General features: G+C 68.8%; 17 protein-coding genes. 3 read left to right on the top strand and 14 right to left on the bottom strand.

The features are described 5' to 3' along the window. Positions 1-2,242 precede the first annotated feature (2,242 nt). The 3 genes from IPG61_04265 to IPG61_04255 all read left to right on the top strand — a co-directional run bounded on the left by IPG61_04265 (position 2,243) and on the right by IPG61_04255 (position 5,475). On the top strand, positions 2,243-3,658 hold the full coding sequence (locus IPG61_04265) for an LptF/LptG family permease (GenBank protein MBK6733292.1): 1,416 nt from the start codon (positions 2,243-2,245) through the stop codon (positions 3,656-3,658). Beyond that, on the top strand, positions 3,658-4,731 hold the full coding sequence (locus IPG61_04260) for an LptF/LptG family permease (protein ID MBK6733291.1): 1,074 nt from the start codon (positions 3,658-3,660) through the stop codon (positions 4,729-4,731). Before IPG61_04265 ends, IPG61_04260 begins: the two co-directional genes overlap by 1 nt. 177 nt (positions 4,732-4,908) lie before the next feature. Then, positions 4,909-5,475, top strand: coding sequence for a PKD domain-containing protein (locus tag IPG61_04255; protein ID MBK6733290.1), 567 nt, complete (start codon positions 4,909-4,911; stop codon positions 5,473-5,475). Positions 5,476-5,761: 286 nt separating this feature from the next. Here the strand turns inward: IPG61_04255 and IPG61_04250 are convergent, their stop codons facing one another. The 14 genes from IPG61_04250 to IPG61_04185 form a co-directional block, all read right to left on the bottom strand. Continuing rightward, positions 5,762-6,907 (bottom strand): methionine adenosyltransferase, encoded by a 1,146-nt coding sequence (locus IPG61_04250; GenBank protein ID MBK6733289.1) that lies wholly within the window; start codon positions 6,905-6,907, stop codon positions 5,762-5,764. Positions 6,908-6,959: 52 nt separating this feature from the next. Next, positions 6,960-8,039, bottom strand: a complete 1,080-nt coding sequence (locus tag IPG61_04245; protein MBK6733288.1) for a bifunctional phosphoglucose/phosphomannose isomerase — start codon at positions 8,037-8,039, stop codon at positions 6,960-6,962. Further along, positions 8,036-9,793, bottom strand: a complete 1,758-nt coding sequence (ptsP, locus tag IPG61_04240) for a phosphoenolpyruvate--protein phosphotransferase (GenBank protein MBK6733287.1) — start codon at positions 9,791-9,793, stop codon at positions 8,036-8,038. Before ptsP ends, IPG61_04245 begins: the two co-directional genes overlap by 4 nt. A 1-nt stretch (position 9,794) precedes the next feature. Continuing rightward, a complete protein-coding gene (locus IPG61_04235) occupies positions 9,795-10,052 on the bottom strand; it encodes an HPr family phosphocarrier protein (GenBank protein ID MBK6733286.1) in 258 nt (85 codons plus the stop codon). A gap of 69 nt (positions 10,053-10,121) precedes the next feature. Then, complete coding sequence (locus tag IPG61_04230; protein ID MBK6733285.1) at positions 10,122-10,943, bottom strand: PTS system mannose/fructose/sorbose family transporter subunit IID; 822 nt, start codon at positions 10,941-10,943, stop codon at positions 10,122-10,124. After that, positions 10,940-11,680 carry a PTS sugar transporter subunit IIC gene (locus IPG61_04225; protein ID MBK6733284.1) on the bottom strand — a complete coding sequence of 247 codons (741 nt, stop codon included), beginning with the start codon at positions 11,678-11,680 and terminating at the stop codon, positions 10,940-10,942. The genes IPG61_04230 and IPG61_04225 overlap by 4 nt, the downstream gene beginning before the upstream one ends. Next, positions 11,677-12,174 carry a PTS sugar transporter subunit IIB gene (locus IPG61_04220; protein ID MBK6733283.1) on the bottom strand — a complete coding sequence of 166 codons (498 nt, stop codon included), beginning with the start codon at positions 12,172-12,174 and terminating at the stop codon, positions 11,677-11,679. Before IPG61_04220 ends, IPG61_04225 begins: the two co-directional genes overlap by 4 nt. Further along, on the bottom strand, positions 12,174-12,482 hold the full coding sequence (locus IPG61_04215; protein MBK6733282.1) for a hypothetical protein: 309 nt from the start codon (positions 12,480-12,482) through the stop codon (positions 12,174-12,176). The genes IPG61_04220 and IPG61_04215 overlap by 1 nt, the downstream gene beginning before the upstream one ends. A gap of 113 nt (positions 12,483-12,595) precedes the next feature. Continuing rightward, entirely contained in the window at positions 12,596-13,564 is a 969-nt protein-coding gene (gene hprK, locus IPG61_04210) for an HPr(Ser) kinase/phosphatase (protein ID MBK6733281.1), read from the bottom strand. A gap of 56 nt (positions 13,565-13,620) precedes the next feature. Next, positions 13,621-14,151, bottom strand: coding sequence for an HPF/RaiA family ribosome-associated protein (locus IPG61_04205; GenBank protein ID MBK6733280.1), 531 nt, complete (start codon positions 14,149-14,151; stop codon positions 13,621-13,623). 67 nt (positions 14,152-14,218) lie between these two features. Continuing rightward, positions 14,219-15,700 carry an RNA polymerase factor sigma-54 gene (rpoN, locus tag IPG61_04200; GenBank protein MBK6733279.1) on the bottom strand — a complete coding sequence of 494 codons (1,482 nt, stop codon included), beginning with the start codon at positions 15,698-15,700 and terminating at the stop codon, positions 14,219-14,221. Between the two features lie 23 nt (positions 15,701-15,723). Then, positions 15,724-16,464 carry an LPS export ABC transporter ATP-binding protein gene (gene lptB, locus IPG61_04195; protein ID MBK6733278.1) on the bottom strand — a complete coding sequence of 247 codons (741 nt, stop codon included), beginning with the start codon at positions 16,462-16,464 and terminating at the stop codon, positions 15,724-15,726. After that, positions 16,461-17,069: an LPS export ABC transporter periplasmic protein LptC gene (gene lptC, locus IPG61_04190; protein MBK6733277.1), complete on the bottom strand. Its 609-nt coding sequence runs from the start codon at positions 17,067-17,069 to the stop codon at positions 16,461-16,463. Before lptC ends, lptB begins: the two co-directional genes overlap by 4 nt. Continuing rightward, positions 17,066-18,040: a lysophospholipid acyltransferase family protein gene (locus IPG61_04185; GenBank protein ID MBK6733276.1), complete on the bottom strand. Its 975-nt coding sequence runs from the start codon at positions 18,038-18,040 to the stop codon at positions 17,066-17,068. The genes lptC and IPG61_04185 overlap by 4 nt, the downstream gene beginning before the upstream one ends. Positions 18,041-18,116 lie beyond the last annotated feature (76 nt).

Genomic DNA, 18,116 nt, shown 5'->3' with positions numbered 1-18,116 from the left:
GCGTACTGCTCGTACTTCTCCCTGGGTCCGGCGAACGGCCGCGGGAAATCCAGCGGGAATTTCAGGAGGCCCTTCGTCAGGTCGAACAGCACGGTGTTGTGGTCGACCTTGCCGTCGGGGACCGGCTCGCCCTGCTCGTTCTGCTGGTCCAACCCGAAGATCCGGATATACTCCAACCCGAGCAGTTCGGTGGTGCCGTCCTTCCCATTCCGGTCCAGCGTCGGTTCGTTCTCGGTGGCTGTCGTCTCGATGCGGAGCGAGAACGTGGTCGCGTCGATATTCGTGCCGCCCAGGGAATAGATGTTGCGCAGCACGTAGTCGAACACATGCGCCACACGCGTGGCGTAGGTGGTCTTCAGCACCTTCATCCGGTAATAGACGCCCTCGACGCCGTTCACGGCCTGTTCCGGGTTCACGAGGTCGGGATCATCGCCGACGCGCTGCGTCACTGCGCCGGCGGCATCAATGACGGCATAGACGACCGCCAGCACGTCGCCGGCATCATAGGAAGAGCGCATGTCGAGGGCGACGAGGTTTCCGTTCGTGTCCTCCATCAGGTCGAAATTCGTGATCTTGCGCCAGCGCGCACCCGTGTAGTGTGCGTTGCTGAAGTCCTTTTCGTCCCAGGCATAGCACCCGAGGGTGTCGACGTACACGGCCACGTTCCGGATGTCGTCGACCCCGAACTGCCCGGTCGGCATCAACTGGTACACCCTGATCGAGCTGGGATCGATCTTCTCTCCCGGAATCTGCCGCCCGAACGGCTCGCGCTCCGGCAGGTCGAGCTTGAAGAACCGGTTGTTGAGGTAGTCCGACGAGCGGATGATGTTGTCGGAGACCTGCCCGCCCTTCGCGTTGAACGACTTCGAGCTGGACTCGGCCTTCTGCTTGGAGGCCACGACGGTGAAATCGGCGCGGCCCACCTGGCCGGTGACCTTCAGGCCGAACAGGCCGGTCTTGTTCGAGCTGTAGCCGAGCAGCTGGCTGCCGGGCAGCGTCAGGCCGACGTCGCCGGTCTCGATGGTCTTGATGATCTCGTCCTCGAGGCCCTTGTACATCAGCTTGATCTTGGTCGCCTCGGGTCCCATCTGTTCGCTGTTGTGGTCGACCTCGAGGATGATCTTCTCGCCGATCGTGCCCGAAAGGTTGATCTGCAGCTGCTGTTCCATGTCGAGCGTCGGGAACAGCGACTGGCTCGTGACGCGCTCGCTGGCGACGAACGGCTTGGTCACCGTGCTCTCGCCGCTGAGGGCGATGTGTTCGCGGCCGGTGATCTTGATGCGTGTCTTCTCGCCCTTGCCGATGATCTTCTCCAGCGTGCGCGGGAGCTTCACCGGGATCGTCAGGTTGATGAGGCTGGTTTCCTGCGCGTTCTTGCCGCTGCCGCTGCGGTCGAGCGCGTCGGTGCGCGTCAACACCGCGCCCACGGCGTGCCGCCGGGCCAGGAACCGATCGATATCATCGACAAAGACATCGACCGACGGGTCGCCGAGGGGCCGCGGCGGGTACCAGGTGAAGCCGCCCGGCAAAGGCTCGGCCAGCGGCACCAGGATGAAGAAATCGGGGTGCGTGATCTCGGTCAGGATGCCGAGCGGGCCGTTGTACTCGCGCAGCTCGGTGCGTCGTTCGAGGTCGATGTTGCCCCGCTCGTGCCACTTGAGCCGGACGAGGCTGGCCATGTCCGGGCGGCGCCCCGGCTCGCGCAGCGGGTCGACGCCCTGGCGGAGCAGGCGCTCCCGCAGGATCAGCCGCTCGGCGCCCAGCAGGCGCGGTTCGGCGGTGGACTTGAGCAGGGGGTCGAGTCCCGGCAGGATGGGACGGCCGTAGTCGGGGTCGGCCAGCGACGGCGCGGCACCCAGCGCCAGCAAGGCCCACAGGGCCAGCACGGCCCCTGGCAGGCGCCGGCCGGGGCGCGCGGCGGCCAAAGGCCGGGCGGCGGGGAACCACCGCCGGCGGAACGGGTTTCCGGACCTGCCATGCGACCGCGACAAAACTCGGGGAACTCCTTGCTGGGGCGGGCCCGGCCGCCGAAATACTGCTGGTCCGCACGGCGTTCGTCTACGAAAATGGTCAGGCTGTGCCCGGAACGATCCGGCCCTGACCGGACCGGCCGCAGCGGCGGGCAGTTTCCGGCGAGGTCCCGGCGGCCTTCAGGGGACGGTACGCAACCCGCGTCAGGTCCAGGTCGGCCGCCGGCAACCGGCGCCCCGATCCGGAGCCCGCTCAACCACGAAAGCCTCTCATGCGCTTGATTGACAGGCACTTGCTGACAGCGACAGCAGGACCGTTCCTCTTCGGCTGGTTCGTCATCACGTTCCTGCTGATGATAGATGTGCTGTTTCGGTACGTCGACCTGTTTGTCAGCAAGGGGGTCCCGTTCCTGTTGGCGACGCGCGTCCTGGGACTGAGCCTAGGGTATACTTTTGCATTATCCGTACCAATGGCGGTGCTCGTCGGGGTGCTCATGGGCGTGGGCCAACTGGCGGCCGATCATGAAATTACGGCCATGAAAGCCAGCGGCCTGAGCCTCTGGGCCCTGGCCCGGCCGCTGTTCGTGGCGGCGGCCCTGATCACCGCCTCGCAGGTGGCCTACAACCACTATGTCTACCCCCGGTCCAACCACACGCTGGTCAACCTGCTGCAGGACATCGGGCGGCAGAAACCGATGCTGGAAGTCCGCGAGCAGCAGTTCACCGACCTGAACGAGCACCTGACCATCTTCGTGCGCCGCAAGGACGACCTGACCGGCGTCATCGGCGACGTCACCATCGTCGAGAAGGGCCAGCCGGGCGACCTCTCCCCCCGGTTGACCATCGCCGAACGCGGCCGCATCGTGCCGGACCATGAGAACGACCTGCTGCGCATCGAACTGGAAGACGGCGAGATCCACGAAGTGCCCGATCCCGAGGATCCGGACACCTACCAGCTGACCCGCTTCCGGCGCCACAACCTGGTCGTCGAGAACATGGAGCAGGATTTCCAGATCTCCGAACGCAGCGCGCGCAGCGACCGTGAGATGGACCTTGGCGAGCTCATGGCGGCGGCGACCACCGAGCGCGAACATCAGGACGATGTGCGCGGGCGCGTGCGCGAGCTGGCCGGGACGGTGCTCGACGCGCAGTGGCGGGTCATGGACGACGGCTATCGCACGGAACTGGGCAACGCGCGGGCCGGCTCCCAGCGCCCGGCCGCGGCCGTGCTGGAAAACCACTTCCGGTCCAGCCGGCAGAAGGTGGAGCGGGCCCTGGAGCAGGACCGCTACCAGTCGCGCCTGCTGGAAAGCTACCGCGTGAAGGAGGCCAAGTACCTGGTCGAGTACCACAAGAAGTTCGCCATTCCCGTGGCCTGTGTCGTCTTCGTGCTGCTGGGAGTGCCGATGGCGGTGGCGGGTTCGCGCAGCGGGCGCGGGATCAGCGTCTCGCTGGCGCTGGCCGTGTTCCTCGTCTACTACGCCTTCCTGATGGGCGGCGAGAAGCTGGCCGATCGCGGCCGCCTGGACCCGGTCGTGGCCATGTGGAGCGCCAACGTGGTGCTGACGGCCATCGGCATTCCGCTGTTCATGCGCACCGTGCGCGAGGGGCGGCTGCCCGACCTGCCTGCCTGGCCCTGGCGCCGCCGCAGTGCGCACCCCGCCGCGACGCCGGGCGGCGCAGCCTGATGACCATCATCCACAGGCAGCTCCTGCTGACCTTCCTGCGCTACCTCGTGATGGCGCTCGTGGGCTCGCTCATCCTGTTCACTCTGATCGACCTGCTCGACCACATGGGCAGCCTGGTGGACAACGCCGCCACGGCGGGCGAAGTCGTGCGCTACTACCTGTACAAGGCCGCCTGGACGCTCGACATCGTGCTGCCGATCTCGATGCTGATGGCCACGCTGTTCTCGGTCGGGCAGATGGCGCGCTACCTGGAACTGACGGCGCTGTTCGCCGCCGGCTGGTCGCTGTTCCGGGTGACCCGGCCCCTGGTGGTGGCCGCCGCGCTGGTCTCGCTGCTGTCGCTGGGTTGGCGCGAATACGTGCTGCCGAAGGCCAACGTGGCGCGCGAGCGCGTCTGGGAAGTGGATATCCACGGACGGCCGGAGACGATCCGGCCCACGCAGAATATCGCCCTGACGGGCCCCGACGGACGGCTGTACTACGCCCGGCGCTACGACCCGGCCGCGAACCAGCTCACCGGCCTGAAGATCGTCACGCGCGAGGGCTCGCGCGTGACCGAGCGCGTCGATGCCGCACGCGCCGAGTGGGACGGCGAGCACTGGACGCTGGTGGACGGCACGCGGCGCGTCTTCGACGGCGAACTCGAGCGCCTCGACGCGTTCACGCGCCTGACCGCCGCCGACCTGACGATCACCCCGCGCGCGTTCGAGAAGGATCGCGTGGCCCAGGAGGACATGAACATCCGCCAGCTCCGCGAGCACGTGGTCCTGGTGCGCCAGACCGGCGGCGACCCGCGGTCGGCCGAGGTCGACCTGCAGTTCAACCTGGCCTTCCCGCTGGTGAACCTGATCGTCGTCCTGCTCGGGGTCGTCCTGGCCTCGGGCCCCCGCAAGACTACCGTGGCGTCCGGATTCGGCCTGACGATCGGCATCAGTTTCGGCTACTACCTGTTCATGAACTTCGGCCGGGCGCTCGGCCACGCCGGCGCGATCCCGCCCCTGCCGGCCGCCTGGGCCGGTAACGTGTTCTACGGCCTGCTGTTCCTGATGTTGTTCGCCCGGGCCCGCCGCTGAACCCGGCCCGCCGATTTTGGCTGGACTCCTTGCCCGGACAGCCCTAACTTGGTACATTGAATTGTCTTGTTGCCTAGATCGTGATGCCCGTGACCAGGCAGATTGGTTCCGGAACGGGGTTTCCGGGGCCGCTGATCGGCACCTCCACGCGACCCCACAGGGAGAGCAGACAAGCTCATGAAACGCGTATCCAAACTCCTGTCGATCTGCCTCGCCACGCTGGCGCTGGCCTTCCTGGCCACCGGCTGCAAGGAAGACAACAAGCCCCGCATCACCCGCATGAACGTCAGCCCTGCCTGCGGCGTGGCGCCGGTCGAGGTCATTGCCACGGCGTACGTCTCCGGCGGTGACGAAACGGGCGATCCCCTGGGCGGCAACAACGGCCTGGACATGACCTGGAACTACGGCGATGGCGGTACGGGCTCGACGTCGGTTTCCTACCACACGTACAACACGCCCGGCGAATACACTGTCGTGGTGACGGCCACGGATCCGGGCGGCGAAGCAGCAAGCGCGTCAGTGCCGGTCGTGGTGCTGCCTGACAGCCTGGTCGTCGAGGTGTCGACGAACTTCCCCGGCAACAATCCGACGACTGCTGATGTCGTACGGTTTGATGCCGTGGTCCAGTCTTGCGCTGTGGATTACCCGGCCGTTCCCGGCGACGCCGTGAAGCTCGCCTTCCGGTGGGAGATGAACGACCCGACGAACCGTGTGTTCACCGAGGCCCAGCCCGATTCCAGCTGACGCCCGAAGGCGACAATGGATTCCGCTTCGCGACAGCCGGTGAATATGATGTTGAATTGGCCGTCACCTATCCCGCCTGGGCCGTGACACGCCACCGGACGATCCACCTTTCCGTGTCCGCTGCGCCGACCACCGAGTAGTCGGGCTGAAGGCGTGCTGAGATCGCGCCGTGGCGAGCTGACATGGTGAAGTGCCGATCATGGTGAAGTGGAAGAGCGGCGGGACATCCGGATGTCCCGCCGCTCTTTCTTCTGCAGGTGTCTTCCACCGGTGCTCGACAGATGTCCTAGCGGATCGCTGCCTTCAGCTTTTCCACCAGGTCACGCCGCTCCCAGGTGAAGTCCTGGTCGTCGCGCCCGAAGTGGCCGTAGGCGGCCGTCGGCGCGAACACCGGGCGACGGAGGTCGAGCCGCGTGATGATGCCCTTGGGCGTCATGTCGGCCACCTCGCGGATCGCCGCGACGATCTTCGCCTCGGGGACCTTCGCGGTGCCGAAGCAGTCGACGTTGATCGACACGGGCTCGGCAACGCCGATCGCGTAGGCGACCTGCACCTGGCAGCGGTCGGCCAGGCCGGCCGCCACGACGTTGACCGCCAGGTGGCGGGCCGCGTAGGCGCCCGAGCGGTCGACCTTCGTGGGGTCCTTGCCGCTGAAGGCGCCGCCGCCGTGGCAGGCGCTGCCGCCGTAGGTGTCGACGATGATCTTGCGGCCGGTCAGGCCGCAGTCGCCCTGCGGGCCGCCGACCACGAAGCGACCGGTCGGGTTGATGTGCTTCTTGAAGCCCTTGTGGTCGACGTTGAACGTCGCCAGCACGGGCTCGATCACATGCGTCGCGATGGCCGCCTGCAGGTCGGGCAGCGTGACCTCGGCGTCGTGCTGCGTCGAGACGACAACCGTCTCGACCTTGATGGGCTTTCCGTCCTCGTACAGGCAGGTGACCTGCGTCTTGCCGTCGGGGCGCGCCCAGGGCAGCGTGCCGTCCTTCCGCTTGGCCGCCAGGCGTTGCGCCATGCGGTGCGCCAGCGTGATCGGCAGCGGCATCAGCACGTCGGTCTCGCGGCAGGCGTAACCGAACATCAGGCCCTGGTCGCCGGCGCCGCCGGTGTCCACGCCCATCGCGATGTCCGGCGACTGCTTGTCGATGGAGACCAGGACCGCGCACGAGTCGGCGTCGAAGCCGATGGCCGACGAGGTGTAGCCGATGCGGCGGATCGTGTCGCGGACCAGTGTCGGGATATCGACGTAGGTCGAGGTCGTGATCTCGCCGGCGAGGCAGGCCATGCCGGTGGTGACCATGGTCTCGCAGGCAATGCGGCCGGTCGGGTCGTTGGCCAGGATCGCATCCACGACCGCGTCGGAGATCTGGTCGGCCACCTTGTCCGGATGACCTTCGGTCACCGACTCGCTCGTGAACAGGTACTGATTGCTCATGTCGACGGTCCTTCCCCTCGTGTCCGTGCCGCCCTGCCGGCGACCTGCTGGATCATGGGTTCTTCGCCCTTGCGAGCGCTTCCTTGAGCCTGATGATGCGTTCGACCGGAACCGGGTCGACCTGCCTGACCTCTGCCAGGTGGCAGCTCAGGTAGTCGCCATACTGCACCAGGGACATGACCCTGGAAAGGGCGTCGGCTCCCCCGCCCCGCAATTCATGGATGGCTGCGAACTGGCCCGCCAGCAGGTCCCGGGTCAACCCCACGCGCAGCGTGGTGCGCGGGTGCTCGTCGGCGGCGCGCAGGATCAACAGGACGAACCGGCGGCGGTCGTCCTCGTCCAGGCACCAGCCGACCAGGTCGTTGTGGTCGAGCTCGGGGAAGGCCGCCAGAAGGGCCGGAACCTTGCTGTTCTCGTTGAGCTGGGCCCTCAGGCGAAGGCCGACGGCGTGGCTCTCCCCGCCGCAAGTGTAGATCACCGGCACCCGGCCCGCCAGTTCGCGCGCCAGGGCCTCGGCCGGCGGGTTGCCGTCCGGGTCGCTGCCCGCGGTTTCCGCACCGGGGCCCCAGGGGTGGCGCCGGGGCGCATCGGCCCGGTCAAGGGTCGCTGCGGCGGCTTCCACGAGGTCGCCGGCGGCGGCGACCAGGCCCAGCCGCCCGAGCACGCGGGTCAGGGCACCCAGGCCGTAGCCGAGGCTGGCCCGCGGCGGCAGGCCGCCCGGCAGCGTCACGGCAGGCACGCCGTCGGCGCCCGCGCGCGCGACGAGTTCACCGCCGCTGGCGATGGCCAGCCGCCGGCAGCCCCGCCGGCCGGCTTCGGCATAGGCCGCCAGGGTCTCTTCGGTGTGCCCGGAGTAGCTGGCGCAGATCACCAGGTCGTCGGGGCCGGTCCAGGCCGGCAGGCCGTAGTCGCGCCAGACGGTCAGCGAAACCCGGCCGGCGGCGAGCAGAGGCTGCACGAGGTCGCCGGCGATGGCCGAACCGCCCATCCCGCACAGCACCAGGCGCCGGACGCCGGACGCCGCGGCCACCGTATCCAGGCCTGCGAGCGCAGCGCTCGCCCGGAGCTGGTCAGGCAGGGCGGCGACGAGGCGGAACATGTCGCCGCTGCCGGCACTTGGCCATTCACTCACGAGGTGCCTCCTTCGGTGGTTCGCTCGCGCTTGCGCGTGGCGATGTAGTCGGCCAGCCAGGCATCAGCCTCGTCGGCGGTGCGCGTTGTCATCAGATGGTCGACCACCGCGCGCGCCTCGCTGTACGGCGTCCAGCGGATCACCTGCTTCACCTTGGGCAGCGCGGCGCCGTGCGTGCTGATCTCGTCGAGGCCCAGCCCGAACAGCACCTCGGCCAGGCGCGTCTCGGCGCTCATCTCGCCGCACAGCCCGGCCCAGATGCCGGCGTCGTGGGCCGCCTCGACGGTGCGCTTGATGGCGCGCAGCACGGCCGGGTGCAGCGGGCGGTACAGGTAGGAGACACGGCTGTTGCCGCGGTCCATGGCCAGCGTGTACTGGATCAAGTCGTTGGTGCCGATGCTGAAGAAGTCGCACTCGCTGGCCAGCAGGTCGGCTTCCAGCACCGCCGAGGGCGTCTCGATCATGATGCCCACGGGCAGGTCCGCCGTGTGCGCCTGGCCTTCGGCGGCCAGTTCGGCAACGGCTTCGGCGCAGACCTCGCGGGCCTGCCGCAACTCTTCGACACCGGTGATCATGGGAAACATGAGCTTGGCCTGGCCCGCCACCGCGGCGCGGTAGATCGCCTTGACCTGCGTCTTGAACAGCCCGCGATTGGCCAGCGAGAAGCGGATGCCGCGCCAGCCGAGGAACGGGTTGTACTCGCGCTTGGCGCCGAGGTAGTCGGACACCTTGTCGCCGCCCACATCGAGCGTGCGGAAGATGACCGGCCTGCCGCCCATGCGGCGCACGATCTCGGTGTAGACCCGGACCTGGTCGTCCTCGGTCGGGATGGTGCCGTGCTGGAAGAACAGGTACTCGGTGCGCAGGAGGCCGATGCCCTCGGCGCCGCGCGCCAGGGCCTCCTCCACCTCGATCGGCAGCTCGATGTTCACCATCATCTTCACGCGGCGGCCGTCGGGCGAGACGGCCGGAAGATCGCGCAGGTAGGCCAGCTTCTCGTTGACCACGACCTGCTGCCGCGTGAGCACGCCGACGCGCTGGCGCGTCTCCTCGTCCGGGTCGACCAGGACCTGCCCCTCGGTGCCGTCGACGACGACGACCTGGCCCACGGCCAGGGCAGCCGCGGCCCCGCGCAGTCCCACGACCGCCGGTACGCCCAGGGAACGGGCAAGGATGGCCACATGGCTGGTGTTGCCGCCTTCATCCATCACGAAGCCGAGGACGTTGTGGCGACCGAGGGCGGCGGTATCCGAAGGCGTGAGGTTGCGCGAGGCGATGATGCTCGGCACCGGCGGTGGCACGGGCCCGGACAGGGCGCCGTCGGTGAAACCGCGCAGCACGCGCTGCTCGACGTCGCGCAGGTCGTTCACGCGTTCGCGAAACGTGGCGTCCTCGATCTCGAGGAAGCGGGCAGCCAGGTCGCCGACCGTGCGCGCGAAGGCGGCCTCGGCGTTGATGCGCTCGAGCCGGATGGCCGCCAGCGTGGCGTCCCAGATCATCTCGTCCTCGAGGATCAGGAGCTGGCTGGCGAGGATGGCGCCCTCGTCGGCGCCGAGTTCGCTGCTCATCCGTTCGCTGAGTTCGCGGATCTGCTCGCGCGCGCGCTCGACCGCCACGCGGAAACGCTCGATCTCCTGCGGCACATCCTTGACCGCGACCGCCCGCCGCCGCGGCACGATGGTGGCCAGGCGGATGGTGTGGATGGGACCGAGCGCGTAACCCGGCGAGGCGCCGATGCCGGCGAGCGTCTGCACCTCAGGCCTCTGATTCCGGCTGCGCGAGCCCGACCTCGATCAAGTGGCAGAGGGCGGCCAGGGCGGCGGCTTCGTCGGGGCCGTTGGCCTCGACCTGGACCAGCGTGTCGAACTCGGCGGCCAGGCTCGCCAGTCCCATGATGCTCTTGGCGTTGGCTACGCGGCCTTCGTAGCGGATCGTCACTTCCGACGCAAACGACTTGGTGAGCTTGACGATACGTCCAGCTGCACGCAAATGGAATCCGACCGGATCGGACACTCGGGCCGTCGCCGACTTCAAGGTTCGCGCTTTCGGTGATCGTGGAGAATGAAAGTCAGGATCCGCATATTAACTCCCCTGTTCGCCGAGCGCAAAGGCCAGGACCACACCCAGGATCCCGGCCGCCATGATGAGGAACTCGCCGGCCGGACGGCGCCGGGCGAGCGAGGGAAACGCCAGTGCCGCCACCAGCAGGGACATGACCACCCAGCCGCCGGTCGCCGGCCGCGATGAGACGTCCCAACCGCCATGCAGTATCCAACCGCCGAGTACGCCGGCGAGCACGAGTGTCGCGCGCTTGGCGGCCCTGATGGCCCGGTGCCAGCGCGGGTCGCCCAGCAGCTCGACGATGTCATAGCCGGCAGCGTAGCCGCGCCCGATGGCCCGCCAGCGCCACACCAGCTGCCCTGTCACGACCAGCAGCGCCAGCAGGCCCAGCGCCAGCGGTGCCGCACCGACGGCGACCAGGCTCACGACGCAACCCAGCAACGCCACGGCAGGGCGCAGCCCGAGCCAGAACAGCTGGTCGCCCAGTGAGGCCAGGGCCCTGCCGAGCGAGTCGCGAAAGGTCTGCGCCTGCCCACGCGGCAACCCGCCCTGGCCCTCGCGTTCCTGCTCCAGCCGCAACAGGCCGCCGATGACATAGCCCGCCAGGTACGGGTTCGTGTTGAAGAACTCGTAGTAGCGCCGGCAGAACAGGCGATCGCGTTCCGGGTCGCGCTCACGGGCGCGCAGCCACGGCATCAGGCAGACCAGCAGACCGAGGTTCTGCATGCGCTGGTGGTTCCACGAGGCCTGCAGGCCCAGCGAACGCGCGAAAACCTGCCACCGAACGCCCTGCGCCAGCCGTGGTGCGGTGCCGTCGGCGCCCGGTTCGATGCGGACGCTCATGTCAGCGCCCCCAGCAGCCAGCCGGCTCCCAGTCCCGCGCCCAGCCAGCCCCAGTGACGCCGCGCCCCGTAGCGCTCGAACACGGCGCCGAGGCCGAGGGCCGCCGCCAGCCAGGGCAGCCAGGCGAACCCGAACCCGAGCCCATGGGGCAGGCGCGCGTAGAGCGGCAGCCACACCGCCGCCATGGCCAGCAGGGCCAGGGCCGCGAACAGGCCGCCGCGCACGAAAGCGGTGAGCAGACAGCGCCCGTGGATGGCCTCCACGCGCCCGAGGTTGCCGTCACGCAGGGTGTGCCGGCCCTCGAGCATCCAGACCATGTGGAGCCGGCGTTCGGCCTGCACGAGCGGGTGTCCGGCCAGGCTCACGGCGGCGGCGCCCAGGAGCAGCCAACCCGTCAGGACCGGGTCGCCCTCGCCGCCCAGTGGCGCCGGCGTGCGCCCGGCCAGCACGGCGCCGCCGACGCCGGCAACGGCAGCGCCCGAAGCATCGCCCGTCACGGTCTGGCCCACCGGCAGGTTCATCGTCAGGGCCATCTGCAGCGGCAGCCCGACGGCCAGCCCGGCGGAAGGCTCCCCGCAGACCAGGCCTGCCAGGAACGCCGCCGGCAGCGGCTGGCTCAGCCAGGTCTGCGCCAGCGCCGTCTCGTCGAGCGCCAGGCAGCCGGCCAGCAGCGCCAGCCAGCCCAGGAGCGCCCAGTCGGCGCCGCTCAGGGCAAAGGCCAGTTCCGGCGCGGTCACAGGCGCGCCTCCATGTCGGCCAGCTGCTGGGTACCGACGGAGTACTCGCGCCCGCCCGGGACCTGCTGGGCGTGCAACGCCAGTCCCGCAGCGAGCAGCCGCTTCAGCGCCTCGAGGTCGCGCCGGTCGACGAACACGAACGGGAGCATCTCGAGCTTGCCGGTCGCGAAGTGCATGCCGCCGAGGTTGACGCCCGGCAACGGTGCGCCGAGGTGCGCGAGGTCGCTCATTTCCGTGGGAGTGCCGGTCAGGACGATCGTGCGTTCGTCCGTCGCTTCCGGCGAACGCAACGAAGCGGCGGCCCGCGCCAGCGAGACGACCGAGACGGCGATCGACGGCGGGACCGAGCTCGCATAGACGCGGCTCTGCCAGGGATCGGCGGCAATCTCGTTGCTGGCCAGGACGATGCGATCGGGCCGCAGGCGTTCGCTCCAGCCGACGGTGACCTGTCCGTGGATGAGGCGGTCGTCGACACGCGCCAGGATCACCGGCATCAACGGCCCCCGACCACGGTGATGGCTTCGCGTCCCTTGCGCACCAGGCGCCCGACGAGTTCGGCGAACTCGTCGTTCTCGCGCCAGGTCAGGAATCCGAGCAGCATGGCCAGGTTGACCCCGCTCAGGATGGCGCGGTCGGGTTCGTGGCCGCAGGCGAGCTGCGCCGCGGTCGCGCAGCTGCCGCCGTAGTCGTCGACGAAGATGACGCCGCCGGTGGCGCCCGAAGCGGCGCCTTCGGCCAGCCACTCGGTGATCGCCGTCCGCAGGTCAGCCAGCGACTTGCCGCTGTTGCTGAGCGCCGCCAGGCTCTTCGACCGGGCCCAGGATGAGCCCGGTGACGCGAACCAGTTCGGCGCCGATGTTGCCGTGGGTGATGACCAGAGCGCGGATCATCCCGCTGCCTTTCCTGCCGGCCGCGCTATTCGCGGTCCTGCTCGAGGTAATCGCGCAACCTCGTGCTCGAGCGCATCGACTGCAGGATGCGCTCGTTCAGCACCTGGGCCGCGTCGTAGCCGTAGATCTTGAGCATGAAGTTCAGGGCGATCACTTCCGAGATCACCGTGATGTTCTTGCCCGGGAACAGTGGTACCGCCACCTGCGGGATGCGCACGCCGAGGATCTCGGTGGTGCGGTTCTCCAGACCCATGCGTTCGTAGTCGGCGGCATCGTCCCATTCCTGGAGCTGGACTTCCAGCTCGACGCGCTTCTGCATGCGAATGGAACGGACACCGAAGATCGCCTGCACGTCGATGACGCCGACGCCGCGGATCTCGAGGTGATGCCGGAGCACCTCGCGATGCCGGCCGATGAGCACATCCTCGGCCGTGCGGCGGATCTCGACGATGTCGTCGGCCACGAGCCGGTGGCCGCGCTCGATCAGGTCCAGCGCGCACTCGCTCTTGCCGATGCCGCTGCGGCCCGTGAACAGCAGGCCGACGCCGTAGACGTCGACCAGCGTGCCGTGGACCTCGGTACTGGGCGCGAACCGGCGCTCGAGATGATGCGCCAGCTCGGTCATGAATTCCACCGCCGGCAACGCCGACCGCAGGAGCGGGAACTCGCGCTCGCGCGCCAGCGACAATACGCCCTCGGGCACTTCCTGGTCCATGGCGATGAAGATGACCGGCGGGTCGAGGCTGAGCACGCGTTCCACCGCCACGCGCTGGCCCGCGTGGTCGAGGGTGGCCAGGTAGGCGGTTTCCGATTCCCCGAAGACCTGGATGCGCGACGGCAGGAAGTTCTCGGCGAAACCCATGAGCGCCATGCCCGGACGATGGACGTCCGGTGCCAGGATGGTCACGGGCCGCTCCGGCAACGCGACCAGGGGCTCGAGCAAGAGCGTCTCGCGCAGCTCCTGGTAGAGCCCCTGGACGGTCACCTTCGACATCGGGCCAACTCCTGCCGTCGCACGGTTGGCGGGACAGCGGTCCCGCGGAGCACCGGTCACTCGCCGGCGGACTCCATGTGCCCGAGCGCCCCGTCGGCGCGGCGGTAGATCACGCCCAGGCGCAGGGTCTGCGCGTTGCGGAAGACCAGGAACGGCAGGGTCCCGGCCGTGAAGCGCGCCTTGGCGTCCTCCACGTCCAGGTCGGGCAGCACCAGGCCCTCGACTTCTCCGCTCGTGTCGCCGACCATCATCTCGCCGTCCACCATCACACGGCCGAGGCCGCCGTCGTCGCCCTTCTTGCGGTCGTCCATGCGCCCCTTGAACTTCACCAGCTGCTTCTTGAGGCTCTCGAACATCTCGTCGACGGCGTATTCGGGCTCGCGGGCCTCGCCGCTGGCACGGAACTCGTGGTTCTTCAGCTGCAGCACGCCGCCGGCCACGAAATGACCGGCATCGTGGTCAATATTGATCTTGAAGCTCTGCACGGGTCGCGGAATGAATTTCTCCAGTTTCTCGAGCGCCGCCTCCACTGTGGCCCGCTGATCGTCACCCAGGGTGAAGTGGCGGGTCTTGATCTCCATCTGCATGGCGTCCTCCTGCGTGGCTGGCGAATTCTCCGCGCTGCGGCCGGCCGGTGGCCGGTCCCTCCCGATTCTAGAACTGCTTGCGCATGCGCGCACTCAAAATCCCCATCTGTTCCCGGTACTTGGCCACGGTTCGCCGGGCAATTTTCAGGCCCTTTTCCTGGAGCATGTCGACAATTTTCTTGTCCGACAGGGGGCGGGCCGTGTTTTCGCCGTCGATGATCTCCCGGATCATGATCTTGACGGCCTTGGCCGAGACATCCTCGCCGCGGTCGGAATCGAGGCCGGCGCTGAAGAAGAACTTCAGCGGGAACACGCCCCGGGGCGTCTGGACATACTTCTGGCGCGTCACGCGGGAGACCGTCGACTCGTGCATGCCGATGGTCGAGGCGACCTGCTGCAGGGTCAGCGGCCGCAGGGCGATGGCGCCCTTCTCGAAGAACTCGCGCTGCTCGCCGACGATGGCCTCCATGACCTTGATCATGGTGCGCCGACGCTGCTCAATGGTCTTGATGACCCACTCGGCGTGCCGCTTGCGCTCATCGATGAACTTCACGGCATCTTCGTTGGTCTGCACGGTCCCTTCGTAGGCCTGGCTGACGCGCAGGCGCGGGATGTTCGCGTCGTTCAGGTAGACGGCGTACTCGAGGCCGTCTTCGTCGACCTTGACCACCTCGAGGTCGGGCACGACGGCGCGCGCACCTTCCGTGTTGACCGACAGGCCGGGGCGGGGATCGAGTTCGCCGATGCGCTGCGCGATCTCCTGCACCTGCTTCACCGGCAGGTGCATGTCGCGCGCGATGTCGTTCAGCTTGCGGTTCTTCAGGGCCTCGAAATGGTGCTTGATGACCACGGCCTCGTCCGACTCGGCCATGCCGCGGGCCTCGAGCTGCAGCAGGAGGCACTCCTGCAGGTCCCGGGCCGCCACGCCCGGCGGGTCGAAGCCCTGGATGATGCGCAGCACCGCCTCGACGGCCGTCGCGTCCACCTCGAAATAGGAGGAGATCTCCGCGATCGTGCAGCCCAGCAGGCCGTCGTCGTTCAGGCTGCCGATGATGTACTCGCCGATCGCGCGTTCCAGACCCTCGGGAATCGCCAGGTGCAGCTGGTCGGTCAGGTCTTCCTGGCCGCTGGGCAGGTATTTCTGGGGCCGCTCGAGTTCGTCCTCTTCGTCCCAGTTCTGGTCCAGCGACACCGACTGGAAGCCGTCGTCGAACGTGTCGCCCCAGTCCTTGCGGTCGTCGGGACCGTCGCCGGTGCCTTCGCTGCCGTCCTCGTCGAAACCGGCGTTCTCGTCGTCGCGATTCATCTCGGCTTCGTGGTCGGCATCGGAATCTGCCGCAGCCACCTCGTCGGCCTGGTCCTGGCCGTCGGTCTCGTCGTCCGGCTCGATCTCTTCCAGCAGCGGGTTGCCCTGCAACTCGATGCGCAGGATCTGCTCCAGTTCAAGGGTCGGGACCTGCAGGAGCTTCAGCGCCTGCTGTAGTCGCTGCGTCATGACCAGTTGCTGGCGCAACTGCATGTTCTGCCGCAGTCCGAGGTTCGGTGCCATCGCGCTCTGCCTTCCTGCGGCTCCTAGAGCCGGAACTTCTCGCCCAGGTAGATCTCCCGGGCCTTGGGAGAAGATACGATTTCGTCGGCGGTACCCGCCAGTTCGATGCGCCCCTCGAAGAGGATGTAGGCGCGATCGGTGATGGTGAGCGTCTCTCGCACGTTGTGATCGGTGATGAGGACGCCAAGCCCCTGCTCCCGCAGGGTGGAGACCACGTGCTGCAGGTCGGCGACGGCAATCGGGTCGATGCCGGCGAACGGTTCGTCGAGCAGCATGAACTTGGGCTCGCTGACGAGGGCACGGGCGATCTCGACGCGACGCCGCTCGCCACCCGACAGTTCGTAGCCGCGGCTGCGGCGGATATGGGCCACGCCCATCATCTCGAGCAGGTGATCGAGCCGCTTCCGCCGTTCGGGGCCGGGCATGCGCCGGCTCTGCAGGATGGCCAGGACGTTCTGCTCGACCGTCAGCCGCCGGAAGATCGACGACTCCTGCGGCAGGTAGCCGATGCCCAGGCGGGCCCGCTTGTACATGGGCAGGCGCGAGAGTTCACGGCCATCGAGCAGCACGCGTCCGCGGTCGGGCGTGATGAAGCCGACGATCATGTAGAACGACGTGGTCTTGCCGGCGCCGTTCGGGCCGAGCAGGCCCACCACCTCGCCCTGGTGCAGTTCGAGGTCGACGCCGTCGACGACGGCACGACCGCGGTACACCTTGCGCAGTCCCTCTGCCCTGAGAACCGATCCGGTCGCGGTTACGGTCACGGCTGGCCTCCGGTGGAGTCTGCGGGCGCGGCGGGCGCGGCGGCGTCGGCGGGGTCCGCCACGTCGGCGGCGACCTCACGCTTGATCTCGACGTACTCCAGGTCAGGCGTGGCGTCCAGGCCATAACCCGTAAGCACGTCTACACCGCGGGTAAAGCGGTTGAAGACCTCGTTGCTGATGCGCCCGGTCACGTTGTCGAACACCAGGTCCTCGGTCTGCAGGCGGCGGCCGTCGTCGGTGACGATGTCGACGGTACCCCAGACATGGACGGCGCGGGTGCGCGGGTTGACCCGCCCGCTGTCGGCATCGAGCACCGAGAAGTGCTCCCCTGCGCGGTAGAAATCCATGTGCACGTCCAGCAGTTCCAGGTCTTCACGACCTGCGTACTTGCGCATCTGCACGCTGGCCAGCATCCACTGCCGCACGCCGCGGCTGGTTTCGGTCAGGCGGTAGTCGACGAGTTCCTGCAGCGGGCGACGCACGCTGTCGCCGGCGGCGGCCGCAGGCACCGCGGCGATCGCGGACGGGGCCGGCTCGGCCGCCCGCTGGCAGCCGGAGGCTGCCAGGAGCGCGATCATCGCCGGTATGCCCCACCTCGTCGTCATGCCCCGCCTTCCGCCTGCCCGTTGCCTTGTCCGTCAGCCGTACGCGATGCCGTCCCGGTGTCCCAGCGGCGATGGTACCAGACCCACTCCGCCGGGTTCCGCCTCACCTCGGCTTCGAGCTGGGCGTTCGTCCAGCGCAGGCACGCGGCCACCTCGACGTCGACCGGCCGGATCGGGTCGGCGCGCCACACGGCGCCGTGGCGCACGACGTGCCCGTGGCCGGCCGCCGCCCGGCCGATGGTGGCCACGACCACCGGTATCTGCAGCCTGACCGCCAGGCGCGCCGGGCCTGCCGGAGTCGGCGCCGGGTGCCCGAAGAATGGAACCGGCTCGTTGCCGACGCCCGTGTTCTGGTCCACCAGCACCGCCAGCAGGTGTCCCTGCCGCAGGCAGCGCACCAGCGGCGCGACCCCGGCGGCGCGCGGCAGCGGCACGAGGCCGAACGATCGGCGACGGTCGGCCAGCCAGGTGTCCACGGCCGGGTTGCGCACCGTCCCGGTCACCACATGCAACGGCCCCACGCCTGCTTCGGCCAGCCGCCCGGCCAGCCAGGCGCCCATCAGCTCCCAGCAGCCGAGGTGCCCCGAGAGCACCAGGACCCCCCTGCCGGCCGCCGCTTCCCGGCAGACGGTTTCCACCAGGGTGCGGCCGTCCGGCCCCGGCTCGTCGCGAACCAGCCCGGGTCGGGACCGCAGGCGCCCCGCCGCCAGGGTGTCGAACAGGTTCTCGCCCGCGGCCACGGCGGCCCGCCCCAGCAGCCGCCGGCGCGCGGCCTGGTCCAGGTCCGGATACGCCAGCGCGAGGTTGGCGAGCGCCAGTTCCCGTTCGCGCCGCCGCCATCGCAGCCCCAGCCGCGCCAGGGACCGCCCTGCGGCCCGCCCGGCGCCCGTCGGCAGGCAGGCAGCCACGCCCGCCACCGCCAGCAGCACCAGCCACCAGGCACGTCGCCGCGCCCGCCGCCAGGCAGGCAACGGCGCCTGGCCGCCGGCATTCCGGGCAGGGGACGGCGGGACGGGCCTGTTCGTTGCCCTGTGTTCAGGAAACGGC

This window comes from bacterium, from assembly GCA_016703265.1.
Taxonomy (GTDB): domain Bacteria; phylum Krumholzibacteriota; class Krumholzibacteriia; order LZORAL124-64-63; family LZORAL124-64-63; genus CAINDZ01.
The sequence above is the reverse complement of the archived record's forward strand: the minus strand, read 5'-3'. Positions and strand labels throughout refer to the sequence as shown.

Excerpts from the sequence above, each read along its gene's own strand:
- IPG61_04265 (MBK6733292.1), top strand. The coding sequence starts at position 2,243 with ATGCGCTTGATTGACAGGCACTTGCTGACAGCGACAGCAGGACCGTTC.
- IPG61_04260 (MBK6733291.1), top strand. The coding sequence starts at position 3,658 with ATGACCATCATCCACAGGCAGCTCCTGCTGACCTTCCTGCGCTACCTC.
- IPG61_04255 (MBK6733290.1), top strand. The coding sequence starts at position 4,909 with ATGAAACGCGTATCCAAACTCCTGTCGATCTGCCTCGCCACGCTGGCG.
- IPG61_04250 (MBK6733289.1), bottom strand. The coding sequence starts at position 6,907 with ATGAGCAATCAGTACCTGTTCACGAGCGAGTCGGTGACCGAAGGTCAT.
- IPG61_04230 (MBK6733285.1), bottom strand. The coding sequence starts at position 10,943 with ATGAGCGTCCGCATCGAACCGGGCGCCGACGGCACCGCACCACGGCTG.
- IPG61_04220 (MBK6733283.1), bottom strand. The coding sequence starts at position 12,174 with ATGCCGGTGATCCTGGCGCGTGTCGACGACCGCCTCATCCACGGACAG.
- hprK (MBK6733281.1), bottom strand. The coding sequence starts at position 13,564 with ATGTCGAAGGTGACCGTCCAGGGGCTCTACCAGGAGCTGCGCGAGACG.
- IPG61_04205 (MBK6733280.1), bottom strand. The coding sequence starts at position 14,151 with ATGCAGATGGAGATCAAGACCCGCCACTTCACCCTGGGTGACGATCAG.
- rpoN (MBK6733279.1), bottom strand. The coding sequence starts at position 15,700 with ATGGCACCGAACCTCGGACTGCGGCAGAACATGCAGTTGCGCCAGCAA.
- lptC (MBK6733277.1), bottom strand. The coding sequence starts at position 17,069 with ATGACGACGAGGTGGGGCATACCGGCGATGATCGCGCTCCTGGCAGCC.